Source organism: Burkholderia vietnamiensis LMG 10929 (assembly GCF_000959445.1).
In the GTDB taxonomy this organism is placed as follows: domain Bacteria; phylum Pseudomonadota; class Gammaproteobacteria; order Burkholderiales; family Burkholderiaceae; genus Burkholderia; species Burkholderia vietnamiensis.
In genome coordinates this window covers 1,447,844-1,466,608 of the sequence record NZ_CP009630.1, presented here as the reverse complement: position 1 = coordinate 1,466,608, position 18,765 = coordinate 1,447,844, and the positions used below count along the sequence as shown (strand labels likewise).

Annotated in this window: 14 protein-coding genes; 8 read left to right on the top strand and 6 right to left on the bottom strand. The window is 68.3% G+C overall.

The window, feature by feature from the left end; translation table 11 throughout:
- Nucleotides 1–38: 38 nt before the first annotated feature.
- On the top strand, nt 39–2,288 hold the full coding sequence (locus AK36_RS06525) for a putative bifunctional diguanylate cyclase/phosphodiesterase (RefSeq protein ID WP_011881917.1): 2,250 nt from the start codon (nt 39–41) through the stop codon (nt 2,286–2,288).
- Here AK36_RS06525 and AK36_RS06520 read toward each other — a convergent pair.
- The gene (locus AK36_RS06520) at nt 2,278–3,393 is read right to left on the bottom strand and encodes a diguanylate cyclase domain-containing protein (protein WP_045578132.1); all 1,116 of its coding nucleotides are present in this window, start codon (nt 3,391–3,393) and stop codon (nt 2,278–2,280) included. The two genes, AK36_RS06525 and AK36_RS06520, sit on opposite strands and share 11 nt — an antisense overlap.
- A 282-nt stretch (nt 3,394–3,675) precedes the next feature.
- On the bottom strand, nt 3,676–3,900 hold the full coding sequence (locus AK36_RS06515) for a hypothetical protein (RefSeq protein ID WP_006399758.1): 225 nt from the start codon (nt 3,898–3,900) through the stop codon (nt 3,676–3,678).
- A gap of 488 nt (nt 3,901–4,388) precedes the next feature.
- On the opposite strand from AK36_RS06515, the gene AK36_RS06510 reads away from it, so the two are divergent.
- Genes AK36_RS06510 through AK36_RS06500 form a run of 3 tightly spaced genes read left to right on the top strand, consistent with a single transcriptional unit; the run spans nt 4,389 to nt 7,057 of the window.
- Nucleotides 4,389–5,078: a DUF969 domain-containing protein gene (locus AK36_RS06510; RefSeq protein ID WP_011881919.1), complete on the top strand. Its 690-nt coding sequence runs from the start codon at nt 4,389–4,391 to the stop codon at nt 5,076–5,078.
- Nucleotides 5,075–6,025: a DUF979 domain-containing protein gene (locus AK36_RS06505; RefSeq protein WP_011881920.1), complete on the top strand. Its 951-nt coding sequence runs from the start codon at nt 5,075–5,077 to the stop codon at nt 6,023–6,025. The genes AK36_RS06510 and AK36_RS06505 overlap by 4 nt, the downstream gene beginning before the upstream one ends.
- A 9-nt stretch (nt 6,026–6,034) precedes the next feature.
- On the top strand, nt 6,035–7,057 hold the full coding sequence (locus AK36_RS06500) for a DUF2891 domain-containing protein (RefSeq protein ID WP_045578131.1): 1,023 nt from the start codon (nt 6,035–6,037) through the stop codon (nt 7,055–7,057).
- Nucleotides 7,058–7,182: 125 nt separating this feature from the next.
- On the opposite strand, the gene AK36_RS06495 is transcribed toward AK36_RS06500, so the two are convergent.
- Nucleotides 7,183–9,435, bottom strand: coding sequence for a TonB-dependent receptor (locus tag AK36_RS06495; protein ID WP_045578130.1), 2,253 nt, complete (start codon nt 9,433–9,435; stop codon nt 7,183–7,185).
- A gap of 326 nt (nt 9,436–9,761) precedes the next feature.
- Here AK36_RS06495 and AK36_RS06490 point away from each other — a divergent pair, with 326 nt between their 5' ends.
- Nucleotides 9,762–10,826, top strand: coding sequence for an asparaginase (locus tag AK36_RS06490; protein WP_045578129.1), 1,065 nt, complete (start codon nt 9,762–9,764; stop codon nt 10,824–10,826).
- A gap of 165 nt (nt 10,827–10,991) precedes the next feature.
- Here the strand turns inward: AK36_RS06490 and AK36_RS06485 are convergent, their stop codons facing one another.
- Nucleotides 10,992–11,966 carry a LysR family transcriptional regulator gene (locus AK36_RS06485; protein WP_011881924.1) on the bottom strand — a complete coding sequence of 325 codons (975 nt, stop codon included), beginning with the start codon at nt 11,964–11,966 and terminating at the stop codon, nt 10,992–10,994.
- A 151-nt stretch (nt 11,967–12,117) separates the two neighbouring features.
- Between AK36_RS06485 and aspA the strand changes: the two genes are divergently transcribed.
- Nucleotides 12,118–13,524 (top strand): aspartate ammonia-lyase, encoded by a 1,407-nt coding sequence (gene aspA, locus AK36_RS06480; RefSeq protein WP_011881925.1) that lies wholly within the window; start codon nt 12,118–12,120, stop codon nt 13,522–13,524.
- Nucleotides 13,525–13,623: 99 nt separating this feature from the next.
- Nucleotides 13,624–15,135: an amino acid permease gene (locus AK36_RS06475; protein ID WP_034193810.1), complete on the top strand. Its 1,512-nt coding sequence runs from the start codon at nt 13,624–13,626 to the stop codon at nt 15,133–15,135.
- A gap of 43 nt (nt 15,136–15,178) precedes the next feature.
- On the opposite strand, the gene AK36_RS06470 is transcribed toward AK36_RS06475, so the two are convergent.
- Nucleotides 15,179–15,868 (bottom strand): alpha/beta hydrolase, encoded by a 690-nt coding sequence (locus tag AK36_RS06470; RefSeq protein WP_011881927.1) that lies wholly within the window; start codon nt 15,866–15,868, stop codon nt 15,179–15,181.
- Nucleotides 15,869–15,901: 33 nt separating this feature from the next.
- A complete protein-coding gene (locus AK36_RS06465) occupies nt 15,902–16,099 on the bottom strand; it encodes a hypothetical protein (protein WP_034193811.1) in 198 nt (65 codons plus the stop codon).
- A 274-nt stretch (nt 16,100–16,373) separates the two neighbouring features.
- On the opposite strand from AK36_RS06465, the gene AK36_RS06460 reads away from it, so the two are divergent.
- Nucleotides 16,374–18,764, top strand: a complete 2,391-nt coding sequence (locus AK36_RS06460) for an MCP four helix bundle domain-containing protein (RefSeq protein ID WP_045578128.1) — start codon at nt 16,374–16,376, stop codon at nt 18,762–18,764.
- The last annotated feature ends 1 nt before the right edge of the window (nt 18,765 follow it).

Below are 18,765 nucleotides of genomic sequence, written 5' to 3'. Positions count from 1 at the left end.
GGCGCAATAGCCCGGTCGAACTGACGGCAGCATTCATATTGAATACCGAACCGCAAAGTTCTCGCTACAGCGCCGGGCTCGCAGCGGAAGTACTCGCGTCCGAGCAGAGTGTGCTGCGGCTGATCACGCGCAACACGCCGCTGCCCGAGTTGCTCCTCGAGGTATGCCGGCGTGCCGAGGCGTTGCTCGGCGACGGGGCGGCCTGCTCGATCCTGCTGCTCGATGCGGATCGCATCCACATGCACGTCGGCGCGGCGCCGTCGCTGCCTGAACAGTACAGCGCCGCGATCGAAGGCCTGCCGATCGGGCCGGCCGTCGGTTCGTGCGGCACGGCGATGCACGAACGCCGGATGGTCGCCGTCGAGGACATCGAAACCGATCCGCTCTGGGCCGACTATCGTGCGCTCGCGCTGTCGTTCGGCCTGCGCGCGTGCTGGTCGGTGCCGTTTCTCGACGACGCGGGCACCGTGCTCGGCGCGTTCGCCGTCTACCATCACGAGCCGCGGTGTCCGACCGACACCGAAACCGACCTGCTGCGCGATATCGGCAATAGCGTCGGCCTCGCGGTGCACCAGGATTCGATCGCTCGGCAACTGGTGCGCAGCGAGGAACATCATCGGCTGGTGGTCAACAGCTTGAACGAAGGCATCCTGGTCGTGTCGCGCGACGGCGTGGTGACCGCGTGCAATCCGAGCGCGCACCGGATGATGCGCGTGAAGGGCGATCTGGTCGGGCGCCGGCTGTCGACGGTGATTCTCTACAAGGTGCACGAGGACGGCACGTCGATCGCGCCGGACGACTGGCCGAGCCGACGCGCGCTCGTCACGGGCGCCTCGCAGCTCGACTATGCGGCGGGCTTCGGGCTCGCGGACGGCGACATCATCTGGGTGCGCGGCAACGCGGTGCCGATCGTCAAGCCGGGCGCCACGCAGCCGGAATCGGTGCTGTTGTCGTTCCACGACATCGGACCCGTGCGCGAGGCGCAGCAGCAGCTGCGCTATCTGGCGACGCGCGATGCGCTGACCGGTCTGTACAACCGGCGCTGGCTGTCCGAGCGGATGCGCGAGCTGTTCGGCAAGCGCGACCCGGTTGCCGGACCCGCGCGCGTCGCGGTCCTGTTCATCGATCTGGACGGCTTCAAGAAGGTCAACGATACGGCCGGCCACGACGCCGGCGACGCGCTGCTGCGCAGCGTCGCGGCGCGGCTCGTCGTATGCGGCAGCGGCCGCCATGCGCTCACGCGCGTCGGCGGCGACGAGTTCGTGATCCTCGTCGAGGACTGCGACGATCCCGACGCGCTGGCCGCGCTCGCGCGCGAGGTGATCGACGCGATCGCGAAGCCGTTCGAGATCGCGAACAACGAGTACTGGCTCGGCGTGTCGATCGGCATCAGCGTCGCGCCGCGCGACGGCGACGACGCGGCCACGCTGATGCGCAACGCCGATTCCGCGATGTACGACGCGAAGCAGCGCGGTCGCAACCACTTCACGTTCTTCACCGCGCAGCTGAACCTGCGGCTGCAGCGCCGCTTCGCGATCGAGCAGTCGCTGCGCCGCGCGATCTCGTCGGATGCGCTGCGGCTCGCGTATCAACCGGTCGTCGACGCGCGCAGCGGCCGCACGGTCGGCGCGGAGGCGCTGTTGCGCTGGACCAGTCCGGAGCTCGGGCCGCTGTCGCCGGCGGAGTTCATCCCGGTCGCGGAAGACACGGGCCTGATCGTCGCGATCGGCCAATGGGTGCTCGAAACGGCCTGCCGGCAGGCCGCCGAATGGCGCCGCACGATCGCGCCCGACATGATGCTGTCCGTCAACCTGTCGCCGCGGCAGTTCCACGAGGGCCTCGTCGAATCGGTCTATCGCTGTCTCGCGCTGACGAAGCTCGATCCGCGCGCGCTGCAGCTCGAAATCACCGAGGGCGTGCTGATGAACGACACGGAAACCGTGCTGCCGATGCTCGAAGCGCTCGCGGACCTGAACGTGCGGATCTCCGTCGACGACTTCGGCACCGGCTATTCATCGCTCGCTTACCTGAAGCGCTTCCCGCTGCACAACCTGAAGGTCGACCGTTCGTTCGTGTCGGGCGTGCCCGATCACCGCGACTCGGTGGCGATCACGCAGGCCGTCGTCGCGATGGCGCACTCGCTCGGCATGAAGGTGACCGCGGAAGGCGTCGAGACGCAAGCGCAGTCGCGGTTCCTGCAGCAGATCGGTTGCGACATGCAACAGGGCTACCTGTTCGACCGGCCGCTCGAAGCGGCCGACTACGCGCGCCGCCTCGTCACCGCGTAGGCGAGCGGTCCGGATCGCTGCCGGGGGCCGACGGCGCCCGCGGTGCCGGCGTGGGTTGCGCATCCACGTCGACGCGATTCTTGCCGCCGTGCTTCGCGCGATACAGCGCGCGATCGGCCGCTTCGATCAGCAAGGTGGCCGGCACGCCCGGCGCGGGCACGATGCTCGCGCCGCCGATGCTGATCGTCACGTAGCGTCCCGTCGACGAATGCGTGTGCTCCAGCCGCAACGCCTCCACCGCGAGGCGGATCTTCTCGCCGAGCAGCCGCGCGGCGCCCGGCGTCGTGGCCGGCATCACGACCGCGAACTCCTCGCCGCCGAAACGCGCGGCGAAATCGCCCGACTGCGCGAGACAGCGCTCGATCGTCGTGGCTACCTGCCTGAGCACGCCGTCGCCCGACACGTGCCCGTACGTGTCGTTGTACAGCTTGAAGTTGTCGACGTCGATCATCAGCAGCGACAGCTCGCTGCGCTCGCGCGCGCCGCGGCGCCATTCGGCGGCCAGATATTCGTCGAGGTAGCGGCGGTTCGACAGCCCGGTGAGGCCGTCCGAGTGCGTGAGGCGCCGCAGTTCCAGATTGGCCTCGAGCAGTTGCTGCTGCGACTGCCGCAACGCGCGATAGGCCTCGTCGCGCTGCAGCAGGTTCATGTACGAGCGCGAGTGATAGCGGATCCGCGCGACCAGCTCGATGCGGTCCGGCAGTTTGACGAGGTAGTCGTTCGCGCCGCACGCGAACGCGGTGCTCTTGATCGCCGGGTCTTCCTGGGTCGACAGCACGATGATCGGCACGTCGCGCGTCGCCGGGTTCGCGCGGTACGCGCTCACGAGGCTCAGCCCGTCCGCGCCGGGCATCACGAGATCCTGCAGGATCACCGTCGGGCGCGTGTCGATCGCGACGGCCAGTGCGTCGTCCGAGCGCGGGCAGTAGTGGAAGTCGATCCCTTCCTCGTCGACGAGTGCGCGCCGGATCGCCTCGGCGACGATCGTCTGGTCGTCGACCAGCAGAACCATCGCCGGGGTGTCGGCGGTCGGCGTGCGCGGCCCGCGCGCAGTGTCGAGCGCCGCATGCGAGCCGCCGGGCGGGCGGGTGAAGTCACTGGTCATGATCGATGCCGGATTGCGCGATGGCTGAGGGAGTGTGGCGGCGTTTCATCGGGATCGGATCCGCGCGAACGCGGCCGGTCGGCCGGCGCTCGCGCCTGCATGCCGGCGCGGCGCGCCAACCGTTGCGCGCGAGACCGCCGAACGCTGCGGCAGGCGGGCCGCGCAGCGCGCCATTATCGCGCCGGATGCGGGAACGTGCCGGATGCCCGCGCAGGCACGACGCGATGTCGCACGCGGGTCGGGGTTGCCGGCCGACGCGCCGCCTCGGCGGCGCGGCTCAGGTCAATGGCTGCGCGCGTACCCCTGGATCAGCGCGCGCATCATCCCTTCGACCGTCGCGTCGCGCAGATCGGCCTCCTGCTCGGATGCCTCGACGAGCGCGGCGTACGCGGTGGCGAGCGTCACGCGGTCGACCTCGTGGCGCTGCTCCATCAACGTCACCATCCCGTCCTTCGCCAGATGAGCGGAGAACGCGCGGCTGCCGATGGTCTGAAATACGTCGATCATGGCGGCTCTCCCATACGTTGCGATGCTTTCCAGTCTAGGGCATGTTCGCGCTAATAACGGGCCAGCCCCACGAACGAACTTTTCCAAACAGGGAACGAGCCTTTGCGCGCGCAGGGCGTCGTCGTTCGTCGTTGCAATAGCTACTACGGCTATCGCGCCCTCTCTTTTTGCCCGGCGGGCGCAAAGGCTCGTTCGCAAGCCCGTTATCAGCGTGAACATGCCCTGGTCGCCGCACCGGTGCCGCGCCACGCGGCCCGGCGTGCGCCCGTGCCGGCGCGACGCGCCGCGCACCGGCGCCATGCGGCCGCCGCAGCCTGCCGACGGCGCGCCGCCGCCGCGTGCCGGCACGCTTCAACGTTTACCCGAAGCCGCAAATCATCGACTTTTTATCGATAAATTCTCGTGTTAGATTTTGCCGCCTGAACCCGGTCGAAACCGGGCCTGCGGCGTGCCGGGACGGCGCCGCGCATCCAACGGAAGGAGCGGCAATGCTGGTGCTGATTGGGGTGCCGATCGTCGTGATCGGTTTCGCGCTGCGCTTCAACGCGCTGCTGGTCGTGACGATCGCCGGGCTCGCGACGGGGCTGGCGGGCGGGATGGACATCGTCGGCATCGTGAGCGCGTTCGGCAAGGCGTTCGCCGAGAACCGCTACATGGGCCTCATCTGGCTGACGCTGCCGGTGATCGCGCTGCTCGAGCGCAACGGACTGAAGGAGCAGGCGAAGCGGATGATCTCGCGCGTGCACGCGGCGACGACCGGGCGCGTGCTGATGCTGTACTTCGTGCTGCGCCAGGTGAGCGCCGCGCTCGGCCTCACGTCGCTCGGCGGCCACGCGCAGATGGTGCGGCCGCTGATCGCGCCGATGGCCGAGGCCGCGGCGGTCGGCCGCCACGGCGAGCTGCCGGAGTCGGTGCGCCAGCAGATCCGCGCGCACGCCTCGGCGGCCGACAACGTCGCCGTGTTCTTCGGCGAGGACATCTTCATCGCGATCCAGTCGATCCTGCTGATCAAGGGCTTTCTCGAACAGAACGGCATCTCGATCGAGCCGCTGCAGCTGTCGGTGTGGGCGATTCCGACCGCGCTCGCCGCGCTGCTGATCCATTGCGCGCGGCTCGCGCTGCTCGACCGGCGGCTGTCGCGCGGCTTCGGCGCGTTCGCGCGGGAGGGCGCGCGATGATCGGTCTCGAACCGCTGTACTCGGTGGCCGGCGCGATGTTCGCCGCGTTCGCGTGCTTCAACCTGATGGACCGCACGAACCCGCGCCGCGTCGTCAATTTCGCGTTCTGGGCCATCTATGCGCTGACGTTTCTGTTCGGTGCGCTGCTGCCGCACTTCGTGACGGGCTGTCTCGCGATCGCGCTGGCGCTGATCGCCGGCTCGGGCAAGCTCGGCCGCGGCAAGTCAGACGAAGCCGGCGAGGCGGCGGCCGCGCGGCGCGCGGCGAACGCGCTGCGCTTCGGCAACAGGCTGTTCCTGCCCGCGCTGCTGATTCCCGTCGTCACGCTGATCGGCACGTTCGTGCTCAAGCTCGTGCCGTTCGTCGAACCGAAGAGCGTGACGCTGATTTCGCTCGTGCTCGGCACGCTCGTCGCGTTCGCCGTCGCGCTCGCGATGCTGCGCGATTCGCCCGTTCATGCGCTGAAAGAGGCGCGTCACACGATGGACGCCGTCGGCTGGGCCGCGATCCTGCCGCAGATGCTCGCGGCGCTCGGCGCGCTGTTCGCGCTCGCGGGCGTCGGCGGCGTGGTGTCGGGGCTCGTGCGCGACTGGGTGCCGGTCGATTCGCCGTTCGCGGTCGTCGCCGCATACACGGTCGGGATGGCGCTGTTCACGATGATCATGGGCAACGGGTTCGCGGCGTTCCCGGTGATGACGGCCGGCATCGGCCTGCCGCTGATCGTCCATCAGTTTCACGGCAATCCGGCGATCCTGGGGGCGATCGGGATGCTGAGCGGCTTCTGCGGTACGCTGATGACGCCGATGGCCGCGAACTTCAACATCGTGCCGGCCGCGCTGCTGGAACTGAAGGACAAGAACGGCGTGATCAAGGCGCAGTGGCCGACCGCCGTGCTGCTGCTGGCCGTCAATACGCTGCTGATGTACGCGTTCGTATTCCGCTACTGACGAGACCCCATGACCGACCGACTGACTGCCGAGCTGGCCGCGAAATTCGCGTCGCTCGCGCTCGCGCACCTGACCCGCGAATATCCGAACAAGCTCACGCACGAGCTCGCCGGCCCGCACGACGTGCAGGGGCCGCGTGCGCTGCACCCGATCTTCTACGGCAGCTACGACTGGCATTCCTGCGTGCACGGCTACTGGCTCGTGCTGCGCGTGCTCGAGCGCTATCCGGCGCTGCCGCAGGCCGCGCAGATCGTCGCCGTCGTCGATGCGCATTTCACCGACGCGAACGTCGCCGGCGAACGCGCGTATCTCGCGCTGCCGCACAACAGAGGTTTCGAGCGGCCCTATGGTTGGGCGTGGCTGCTCGCGCTGTCCGGACAACTGGAGCGGCTCGCGCTGAGCGGCGCGGTGCCGCAGGCGGCGCGCTGGGCGAAGACGATGGCGCCGCTCGCCGACTTGTTCGTGTCGCGCTTCGAGACGTTCCTGCCGAAAGCGACCTATCCGCTGCGCGTCGGCACGCACTTCAACACCGCGTTCGCGCTCGCGCTCGCGCATGATTTCGCGCGCGCCACGCGGCGCGACGGGCTCGCCGCGCTGATCGCCGATACCGCGAAGCGCTGGCATCTGAACGACGTCGCGTGCCAGGCGTGGGAGCCCTCGGGCGACGAGTTCCTGTCGCCCGCGCTGATGGAGGCGGAGCTGATGCGGCGCGTGCTGCCGGCCGCCGACTTCGACGGCTGGTTTGCACGCTTCCTGCCGGATCTCGCGCGCGGCGAACCGGCGACGCTGTTCACGCCGGCGACGGTCAGCGACCGCAGCGACGGCAAGATCGCGCATCTGGACGGCTTGAACCTGAGCCGCGCGTGGTGCCAGCGTTCACTGGCGCGCGCGCTGCCCGAACACGACGGGCGGCGCGCGAAACTGCTGGATGCGGCCGAGCGCCATCTGTCGAGCGCGCTCGCGCACGTGGCCGGTGACTACATGGGCGAACATTGGCTCGCGACGTTCGCGTTGCTCGCGATCGAAGCGTAATCTCCATCGCGGTGAGCGGTGAGCGGTGAGCGGTGAGCGGTGAGCGGTGAGCGGTGAGCGGTGAGCGGTGAGCGGTGAGCAGGGCGGCCCGCAAGCCGCCCCGCGCCATCGCCCGCCGCTCGCGCTTACTGATAGAAGTTGAGCGTGACCATCGCCGAGCGGCCCGGCGCCCACGTCGCGTAGATCGGATACGCGCTCGCGTAATACTGCTTGTCGAACAGGTTCTGCACGTTCAGCTGCACATCCATCGTCTTGTTCACGCGCCACGTTGCCGCGGCGTCGAAGCGCGCGTAGCCGGGCGTCCACTTCTTCACGGTCGACGATACCGAGGCGTAGGTCTTGCTCATCACCGTCGCGCCGGCGCCGAGCGTCAGCTGCGGCAGCACGTCGTAGCTCGTCCACAGCGTGAAGTTGTGCTTCGGCACCATCACCATCGGCAGGCCCGACGCGCCGGGGCTGCCGGGGCCCGCATCGGTCGTGATCGCATTCAGGTACGAGTAGCCGCCGAACACGCGCCACTTGCGCGTCAGGTTGCCCGCGAAGCCGAGCTCGACGCCGCGCACGCGCTGGCTGCCCGCGTTGACCGTATGGCCGAGCCCGTCGCTCACGCGCGCATTGGTCTTGTCGGTCTGAAACAGCGCCGACGTCAGCGACAGCTGATCCTGCAGCACGTCCCACTTCGCGCCGACCTCGATGTTGCGCGAGCGCTCGGGCGCGAGATCCTGGTTCGTCGCGGTGATCTGGTCCGAGCCGCCGCCGAGGCCCGCGTTCGAGCCCGGCGGGTTCGACGACGTGCCGTACGACGCGTACAGGCTCACGTTCGTCACCGGCTTGAACACGAGGCCGAACTGGTAGCTGAACAGGTTCGACGTATTCGACAGGTCGGCGACGCCGGCCTGCTTGCCGGTCGTGTCGTAGCGGTCGAAGCGCAGCCCGGTGTTGAACTGCCAGCGCTCGGACAGCCTGACCGTATCGAAGATGTACGCCGACACGGTGTCGGTGCGCGTGTTCGTCGTCGCGCCGGGGAAGCCCTTGTCGCCGTTCAGCACGATGCTGCCGGTCCACGGCATGTTCGGGTTCCAGCCGCCCGCGAGCGGCGTGCAGTTGCCGGCCACCGAGCACGGGCCGCCGGTGCGGATGTTGTGGCCGGCGGCATCGGACACCAGATAGCCCTCGTAGCGCGACTGCTCATGGCTGAACTCGACGCCGGCCGTCATCGTGTGCTTCATTCCGAACAGTTGCGCGCTGCCGGTCACTTCGGTCTGGTTCGCGATGCTGTTCAGCGCGTACTTGCCGCTCTTCGCCTGCAACGCGATCAGGTTCGGGTTCGACGCGAGGATCTGCGGGTTCGTCGCGACGTAGTCGAGCGTCGAGCGCCCGAACATCGTCGTGTTCTTCAGCTTCCACGCGTCGTTGAGGCGGTGCTCGACGCGCACTTCGCCGGTGTCGGTCTGGCCGTAGCGGTAGTCGCGCGTGTTCAGCCCGAAGAACCGGCCGCGATCGGTCGGCACCGGCGTGCCACCCGACGCGCGGAACGGCACGCTGAAGTCGGGCATGTCGTACGAGTTCATGTGGTAGTAGCTGACCGTGACGGTAGTCGGCGTGTTCAGCCCGAACACGACCGACGGCGCGACGCCCCAGCGCTTGTTGTACACGTCGTTGCGGCCGGGCTGGTTCGCGTCGTGGCCCATCACGTTCAGCCGCACGGCCGTCGTGTCGCCGATCTTGCGGTTCGCGTCGAGCGTCGCCCGCTTGTAGCCGTCGGTGCCGAAGCCGATGCTGCCGTTGACGAAGTTGTCGTTCTGCGGCGTCTTCGTGACGATGTCGATGCTGCCGCCCACCGAGCCGCGGCCCGCGTACACGGAGTCCGGACCCTTGATCACGCTGATCTGCTCGACCGCGAACGTCTCGCGGTTCTGCACGCCCGAATCGCGCATCCCGTCGACGAAGATCGAGTTGCGCGATTCGAAGCCGCGGATCACCGGACGGTCGGCCGACGGGTTCGCGGCCGCGTCGCCGCCGAGGAACGTGATGCCCGGCACCGAGCGCAGCGCGTCCGCGAACGAGGTGACGTTCTTCTCCTTGATCAGCTGCTCGGGAATCACCGTGACCGAGCGCGGCGTGTCGAGCAGCGGCGCGGTGAACTTGTACGACGGCGAACGCTTCACCTGCATGTCCGACAGCGCGGACGACTGCACCGCGATGGCCGGCAGCGTCGCCGACGGCGCGGGCGCTGCGGAACGGGAGGAATCGGTCGAAGCCGTGGACGGGGCCGAAGCGGCGGCGGTTTCCGCACGCGCGAGCAGCGGCGTCAGGAACACGGAGCAGGCGAGTGCAGACACGACGGCACGAGGCCGCGTCTTGAACGGGACGGACATGGCGAAAGGCAGCGAAAGTAGCGTGAATCGGACGCGTCGTCGCGACACGGCCGGCCGCGGCCGTCGTGTCGGAAAACGTCAATACAAATGCGTATGATTCGCATTAGTGATTGCGATTGTACGGAGCGGTAGGAAATATGTAAACAATCGTATTGTTCCGCAACGAAATCGTCATACTCACGGCGCGGAGCGCGGCGACGGCTTTGCGCATCGCGCAAAGCCGCTTTCCATCGGTGGGCGCTGCGCTCGAACGGCGAGTCGATACACTGCCGTACCGGTTGCACGGGCCCCGGCGAATCAGGCCCCGACGAAGGAGACAGTAGAAGATGGACACCCAACGCGCAGCGGTCGTCACGTACCGCGGCAATGCGATCGAGAACACGCACGTCGCCGATATCGCGGTGGTGGATGCGCACGGCAAGTTGTTGTTCCAGTTCGGCGATCCGTTCCGGGTGACGCTCGCGCGTTCGGCGGCGAAGCCGGCGCAGGCGTTGTCCGTGATCGAGACGGGCGCGCCCGAGCGCTTCGGTTTCGACGACGCCGACATCGCGCTGATGTGCGCATCGCACAGCAGCGAGGAGCGGCACATCGCGCGCACGCGCGCGATGCTGGCGAAGGTCGATGCGCACGAGTCGGACCTGCGCTGCGGCGGCCATGCGCCGCTGTCGGATGAGGTGTACCGCTCGTGGATCAAGCGCGACTACACGCCTACCGGCGTGTGCAGCAACTGTTCGGGCAAGCACGTCGGCATGCTGGCCGGCGCGCGCGTGCTCGGCGCCGCGATCGCCGACTACCATCTGCCCGAGCACCCGATGCAGCTGCGCGTCAAGGAGGTGCTCGCCGACGCGTGCGGGCTGCGCGAAGACGAGGTCGACTGGGCGATCGACGGCTGCAATCTGCCGACCCCGGCATTCCCGCTCGACCGGCTCGCGCGTCTCTACGCGTCGCTCGCCGACAGCGCGGATGCGGTCGAAGCCGGCAGCGTCGCGACCACCGATCGCGTGCGCGCGCTCGCGCGCATCCATCGGGCGATGACGGCGCATCCGGAGCTGGTCGCCGGAGATGGCCGCTACTGCACGGTGCTGATGAACGCGTTCGAAGGGCAGGTGGTCGGCAAGCTCGGCGCCGATGCATGCTACGGGATCGGCGTGCGCGCCTGCGCACGCACGCGCGAACTCGGCGCGCAGGGCGCGCTCGGCATCTCGGTCAAGATCGGCGACGGCAACATCGACGTGCTGTACATGGTCGTCAGCGAGTTGCTCGAGCGGCTGGGGATCGGCACCGACGCGCAGCGCGCGCAGCTCGCCGCGTTCCATCGGCCGCGCATGCTGAACACGCAGGGTGTCGAGATCGGGCACGCGCGCTTCCCGTTCGAGCTGCAGCCGGCCTGACGCGAGCCGCCGCGCCGGGCGCGGAAAGCGCTCGGCCGCTGCACACGCCGTGGAGCCCGGTATCCGAACGGACCATGGCGATGCCGCTGACCCTGACGCCCGCATGCCTGGCGCGACACCGCCCATGCGATGGCACGGCCGCGATCGCGGCCGCCGCCGCGCCGGTTACGCGAGCGCGTCGCGAATCTTCATCAGCTCGACCTCCGACAGCTCGCCGATGTGCGCGAGATGTTCGGCCAGAAAGTCCTTCAGCACGCGCAGCTTCGCCGAGCTGCGCCGGTTCGCCAGATACGCGATGTAGATGTAGTCGCCGGTCAGCTTGTTGTGCAGCCGGTAGCGCGGCAGCACGGCCTCGAGCCGGCCGCTCGCGAGCAGGTCGCGCACCAGCCAGATCTCGAACTCGGCGATGCCGAGCCCCGCGCAGGTCGCGTCGAGCAGCAGCTCCGAGTGATCGGTGACGAGGTTGCCGGCCGGCAGCACGCTGTGCCGCTCGTCGCCGCGCACCAGTTCCCAGCGCGGATCGCCGTCCGGATGCACGTAGCGCAGGCAATTGTGCTGCTGCAGATCCTGCGGCGTCGCCGGTCGCCCGCAACGGTCGAGATAGCCGGGCGTCGCGCACAGCACGCTGTCGTTGCGCGACAGCCGGTGGACGACGAGATTGTCCAGATAGTTCTCGCCCTCGTGGATGTCGAGATCGAAGCCGCCGGCGACCAGATCGTTGTGGTTGTCGGTGAGCCGCACGTCGAGCTGGATCGTCGGGTAGCGCGCGAGAAACGGCGCGATCAGCGGCGCGAGATGGCGGCGGCCGAACGCGACCGGCGCGGTGAGCTTCAGCGGCCCGCTCGGCTGCGCGTTCAGCTCGGCGACGACGCGCAGCGTGTCGTCGAGATCGGCGATCAGCGTGACCGCGCGCTCCAGGTAGATGTGGCCGGCCTCGGTCAGCGTCACGCTGTGCGTCGAACGATGCAGCAGCGCGACGCCGAGCGCGTCCTCGATCGCGGTGATCTTGCGCGCGACCGTCGACGTCGACACGCGCATCTCCTTTGCCACCGCGGAAAAGCTCCCCATTTCGACGACCCGCACGAACGCGCGCATCGCGCCGAGGTGATCGATGCCGGTGTCTCTCGCCATGGTGTTCATCCGTCTCCTGCTGTTGCGTTCCACGCAAAACCGCTTTCGATAATACAGAAACGAGCATCACTCTGCAAAGGCATAGAATGCGATCCCGCGCGTCGGACAGCGGTGCACGCCGCCGTTTTCGGCAGCGCAACGAGACAACAGGAGGGACACCATGACGGAACGCGGCTTTCGCGTCGAAGCGGATCTATTAGGGCAGCGAAACGTGCCCGACTCGGCGTACTACGGCGTCCATACGCTGCGCGCGCAGGAGAACTTCGACATCTCCGGGCGCACGATCGCGTCGCTGCCGTACCTCGTCGTCGCGCTGGCGGCGGTCAAGGAAGCGGCCGCCGACGCGAACTGCGAGCTCGGGCTGCTGCCGCGTGCGTATCGCGACGCGATCGCCGCCGCCTGCGCCGAAATCCGCGACGGCCGCCTGCACGACCAGTTCGTGGTCGACGTCATCCAGGGCGGGGCCGGCACGTCGACCAACATGAACGCGAACGAGGTGATCTGCAACCGCGCGCTCGAAATCATGGGGCATGCACGCGGCCAGTACGAACATCTGCATCCGAACGAGCACGTCAACCTCGCACAGAGCACCAACGACGTCTACCCGACCGCGATCCGCATCGCGACCTGCTTCGCGGTCGAGCAACTGCTCGAGGCGATGGCGCACCTGCGCGACGCGTTCGCGCAGAAGGCCGACGCGTTCGCCGATCTGCTCAAGCTCGGCCGCACGCAGTTGCAGGACGCGGTGCCGATGACGCTCGGCCAGGAGTTCTCGACCTATGCGGTGATGGTGAGCGAAGACATCGCGCGCTTGCAGGAGGCCGGCTGGCTGATGCGCGAGATCAACCTCGGCGCGACCGCGATCGGCACCGGCATCACCGCGCATCCCGACTATGCGGCGAAGGCGCTGGCCGCGCTGCGGCGCATCACCGGCCTCGACCTGAGCACCGCGCCGAACCTGATCGAGGCGACGCAGGATTGCGGCGCGTTCGTGCAGATGTCGGGCGTGCTGAAGCGGATCGCCGTCAAGCTGTCGAAGATCTGCAACGACCTGCGGCTGCTGTCGAGCGGCCCGCGCGCCGGCTTCGGCGAGATCAATCTGCCGCCGGTGCAGGCCGGCTCGTCGATCATGCCGGGCAAGGTGAACCCGGTGATTCCGGAGGTCGTGAACCAGGTCGCGTTCGAGGTGTTCGGCAACGACCTGACCGTGACGTTCGCCGCCGAGGCCGGCCAGTTGCAGCTCAACGCGTTCGAGCCGGTGATCGCCAGCGCGCTGTTCCGCAGCTTCGGCCATCTGAGCGCGGCCTGCACGACGCTCGCCGATCGCTGCGTGAGCGGCATCACCGCGAACCCCGAGCGGCTGCGCGACACGATGGAGCGCTCGGTCGCGCTCGCCACCGCGCTGAACCCGTACATCGGCTACAAGCGCGCCACCGCCGTCGCCAAGGAGGCGCACGAGAGCGGCAAGTCGATTCGCGAGGTCGTGCTGGAACACCGGCTGATGACCGATGCGCAACTCGACGACGCGCTGCAACCCGAAGCGCTGATCCGCCCGCGCGCTTACTGATTTCGGCCACGCGGCGCCGGCGCCTGCCGCCGGCCGCCCGTGCGCCGTTCCCGCGGCGCCGCGTCGGCGGCGCGACACATCAAGAAACGGAGACACACCATGAAGCACGTCAGCGAGCGCGCGCCGGCCAAGACCGGCGGCGCGCAACCCCGCGATGCCGAGCGCGACGCGATGTTCGCGTCGCACGAGGCCGGCTATGAACAGAAGCTCAAGCCGCGCCACGTGCAGATGATCGCGATGGGCGGTGCGATCGGCACCGGCCTCTTTCTCGGCGCGGGCGGGCGCCTGCAGAGCGCGGGGCCCGCGCTCGCGCTCGTCTACCTGGTGTGCGGCGCGTTCGCGTTCCTGATCATGCGCGCGCTCGGCGAGCTCGTGATGCACCGGCCGACCAGCGGCTCGTTCGTGTCGTACGCGCGCGAGTTCATGGGCGAGCGCGCGTCGTTCGTCGCGGGCTGGATGTACTACCTGAACTGGGCGACCACCGGCATCGTCGACATCACCGCCGTCGCGATCTACATGAAGTACTGGGCGGTGTTCACCGACGTGCCGCAATGGGTGTTCGCGCTCGGCGCGCTGGGCATCGTGTCGGTGATGAACATGATCGGCGTGAAGGTGTTCGGCGAAATGGAATTCTGGTTCTCGATCGTCAAGGTCGGGACGCTCGCGCTGTTCCTCGCGGTCGGCGCGGTGTTTCTCGCGAGCGGCCATCCGGTCGCCGGGCAGATGCCGGGCCTGCATCTGGTCGCCGATCACGGCGGGATCTTTCCGCACGGCATCCTGCCGGCCGTGCTGATCGTGCAGGGCGTCGTGTTCGCGTATGCGAGCATCGAGCTCGTCGGCGTCGCCGCGGGCGAGACCGCCGACGCGCGCAAGGTGCTGCCGAAGGCGATCAACAGCGTGATGTGGCGCATCGCGCTGTTCTACGTCGGCTCCGTCGTGCTGCTGACGATGCTGCTGCCGTGGACCGCGTACAGCGCCCACGAAAGCCCGTTCGTGACGTTCTTCAGCAAGCTCGGCGTGCCGTACGTCGGCACGGTGATGAACGTGGTCGTGCTCACCGCCGCGCTGTCGAGCCTGAACTCGGGCCTGTATTCGACCGGGCGCGTGCTGCGCTCGCTCGCGATGGGCGGCTCGGCGCCGCGTTTCGTGTCGCGGATGAATGCGCGCGGCGTGCCGTACGGCGGCATCCTCGTCACGGTCGCGGTCAACGCGCTCGGCGTGCCGCTGAACTACATCGTGCCGGCGCAGGCGTTCGAGATCGTGCTGAACATGGCGTCGCTCGGCATCATCACGACCTGGGGCTTCATCGTGATGTGCCAGATCCTGTTCCGCCGCGCGGTCGATCGCGGCGAGCTGAGCCCGGTGTCGTTCCGGATGCCCGGCGCGCCGTTCACGTCGTGGCTCACGCTCGGATTCCTGGTCAGCGTGCTGGTGCTGATGGCGTTCGACTATCCCGGCGGCACGTGGACCGTCGCGATGATTCCGGTCGTCGTACTCGCGCTGGTGGTCGGCTGGAAGCTCGCGAAGCGCGGCGCGGCGCGCGATGCCGCTGCTGCGGCCGCGGCCCAGGCTGCCTCGCCGATCGCCGCCGATCCCGCGGGCAGCGTCTGACGATGCCGGCCGCGCGCGCCGGCGCCCGGCCGGCCCACCGCGCTCAGTTCAAGCCGAACCGCGCACCGATCCATTGGCTGAAATCGGCCGCCATCTGCGCGGTGAGTTCGTGGCCGGCGTCGTAGCGCCACGTGTCGTGCGCGACGCCGAGCGCCGTCAGCTTCGCGTCGGCCGTGTCGGCCCATGCGAGCGGCAGCTTGTCGTCGAAGCGGCCGTGCATCACCAGCGCGTGCAGCGGCTTCAACGCGTCGCGCGGTGCGATCAGCGGATCGATTTCCGGCAGGATGCGCCCGCACAGCACCGCGAACGCGGCGACGTCGGACGGCGACGTGAGCGCGACGCTCGCGCTCATGATGCCGCCCTGGCTGAAGCCGGCGATCGCGACCGGCAACGCGGCGGCTTGCTGCGCGGCGTCGCGCGCGCGTAGCGCGCGCAGCAGCGCGATCAGCTTCAGGCGGCTCGCATCGGCGCGGGCCGCGTCGATTTCCGGGCCGTTCGGGCCGAAGCGCACCGGAAACCATGCATGCTGGCCTGGCCCGAACGCCAGCGGCGCGCGCAGGAACGCGATTTCGATGCGCGGGTCGATCGTATCGGCCAGGTTCAGCAGATTGGTTTCGTTGCCGCCGACGCCGTGCAGCAGCAACAGGCGGCCCGCCGGGCGGCCGACGGCCGCGCGCAGCCGGTAGTGGAGGCCCGATTCGGGGTCGGTGGTCAGCTGGGCAACGTCGGTCATCGCGTGGGTCCGGTAGCGAAACGATCCGACAGTCTATGCCGCGCAGCCGGCAGCGTGAACCGCCGGATGGTGATTGATCCTTTCCCGACAGGAATGAATGCCGTCCGGCATCGCGGCCGGCGCTGCGTCGCGCGTATTGCGAATCAGCCACCGGAAAACTGCCGCCAAATGTCCGGCCGGCAGCCAGCCGACCTCGACGATTTGCAGGCGTTCTGCCGGAATCGACACCATTTGAATTGCCGAATTACGAATGGAAAGCGAATATCCGAATTCGCCCGTCGCCGCGCTGAAAGGAGATGGCGAACCCTTGCCGGATAACGATTAACGGCCGATTCCGTCGGAACTTTAGGAATTCGGCTGCGCAATTAATCATTGCAATTTCATCAACGATCCATTGATTTCCGGTCATCGGACCGTCATACACCATCCCCGATAATTCGCCGCTCATATTCTTTCAATAGACCAGAGGGCGATTGAAGCCGGATCGCTGCGGGGAGCTGTACTCATGACCATTCGTCATCGCATTACGCTGCTAGTCGTCCTGACGTTCATCGCGCTGTCCTCGATCGGCGCGTACGCCGTGTACCAGACGCGCAAGAGCGCCGCCGAGGTCCGTCAGGTTACCCAGGGAATCGTGCCGAGCGCGCTCGCGTCGGCGGATCTCGTCGCCGACGTGAAGAACATCCAGATCGCGACGATGACGCTGGTGTACGCACCGGACCCGCAAACCGCCTCGCAGGCGCGCGACGAGCTGAAGGCGAAGCAGGCGGCGCTGCGCGCCGCGCTCGACGCGCAGGCGAAGTCGGCGGTCGGCCAGGCGCAGCAAGGGCTCGTCGCGCAGGCGCGCGACAGCGCCGCGAACTACTTCGCCGCGATCGACGACACCGTCAAGATGAAGGCCGACGGCAAGGCGGAGATGGCGCAGGCGTACCTGTTCGCGAACGTCGCGCAGTATCGCGACGAACTCGAAGGGATCGTCGACACGCTGCGCATCGAGAAGAACCGCCAGAAGGACGACGCGATCAGCGCGCTGAACGGCATGCTGGCGACCACGGCGACCGCGATCGCGGGCGTCGCGGGTACGGTCGTCGTGCTGCTGACGGCGCTCGGCTTCGTGCTGTACCGCCAGATCACGCGCCCGCTGAGCCGGATGCAGACGATGATGAGCGAGATCGCGACGAGCCAGGACTTCACGCGGCGCGTGCCGGTCGGGCGGATGGACGAGATCGGTCACTCGATCGTCGCGTTCAACGGGATGATCGAGAAGATCCAGCAGAACGCCGCGCAGCTGAAGCAGAAGACGGCCGACATCCAGGCGATGCTGCAGAACATGCAGCAGGGGATCCTGACCGTCGTCGAAGGCGCGCGCGTGCACGGCGAGTATTCGGCGTATCTGGAAACCATCTTCGAGACCGACGACATCGCGGGCCGCGACCTGATGGCGCTCGTGTTCGACGATTCGAGCATCGGCGCCGACGCGCGCTCGCAGGTCGAAGCGGCCGTGCACGCGTGTCTCGGCGAGGACAGCATGAACTTCGCGTTCAACGAGCACCTGCTCGTCAACGAAGTCGCGAAGCGGATGCCGGACGGCCGCGAGAAATGGCTCGACCTGAGCTGGTCGGCGATCACCGACGACACCGACACGGTCGTGCGGCTGATGCTGTGCGTGCGCGACGTGACCGAGATTCGCGAGCTGACCGCGCAAGCGGGCGAACAACAGCGCCGGCTCGAGATGATCGGCGAGATCCTGTCGATCAGCCAGGACAAGTTCCACGACTTCGTGCACAGCGCGAAGGGCTTCCTCAGCGAAAACGAGCGGATGATCCGCCAGCACGAGCGCGCCGATCATTCGATCGTCGCCGCGCTGTTCCGCAACATGCACACGATCAAGGGCAATGCGCGCACGTACAGCCTGCAGCACCTGACCAACATCGTGCACGAGGCGGAGCAGGCGTACGAATCGCTGCGCCGCGCGGACGGCGGCCCCGAATGGAACCGCGATGCGTTGATGGAAGACCTGGCCCGCGTGCGCGACGCGGTCGACCATTACGCGACGATCAACGCGGTGACGCTCGGCCGCGACGGCGAGCCGGTGCCGCGTGACGGCGCCGACTACCTGATGGTTGAGCGCGCGCATATCAGCGAGAGCCTGCGCATGCTCGACGGCGCCGATCCCGCGAACGCGAGCGACTGGCTCGCCGCGCGCGATTCGGTGCGCCGCCTGCTGAGCCAGTTCGGCACGCAGCGGATCGGCGATGCGCTGGGCGGCGTGATCGAATCGCTGCCGTCGCTCGCGGCCGAGCTCGGCAAGCCCGCGCCGGTCGTGCATATCGACAGCAACGGGCAGCGCGTGCGCAGCGAGATCGGCGCGACGCTGAAGAACGTGTTCATGCATCTGCTGCGCAACGCGCTCGACCACGGCATCGAAACGTCCGACGAGCGGCGCGCGGCCGGCAAGCCGGTGGCCGGCACGATCGACATCGCGGTTGCCGCCGACGGCGACGCGCTGCGCTTCGTGCTGCGCGACGACGGCCGCGGTCTTGCGCTCGCCCGCATCCGCGCGATCGCGCGCGAGCGCGGCTGGATCGACGCCGGCAACGACGCGGCGATGACCGATGAAGCCGTGGCCGAGCTGATCTTCCGGCCGGGCTTCTCGACCGCGCGCGCGGTGACCGAAGTGTCGGGGCGCGGCGTCGGGATGGACGCGGTGCGCAATTTTCTGAAGCGCGACGGCGGCGACATCGCGCTGCGCTTCACCGACGATCGCGTCGGCGCGTCGTATCGCGCGTTCGAGACGATCGTGTCGCTGCCGGCGCGTTTCGCGGCCGAGGGCGACGGCCGGGACGTCGAGTCGCACGCGCGCGCCGGCATCGCGAACGTCGACGCAGCGGAGTGAA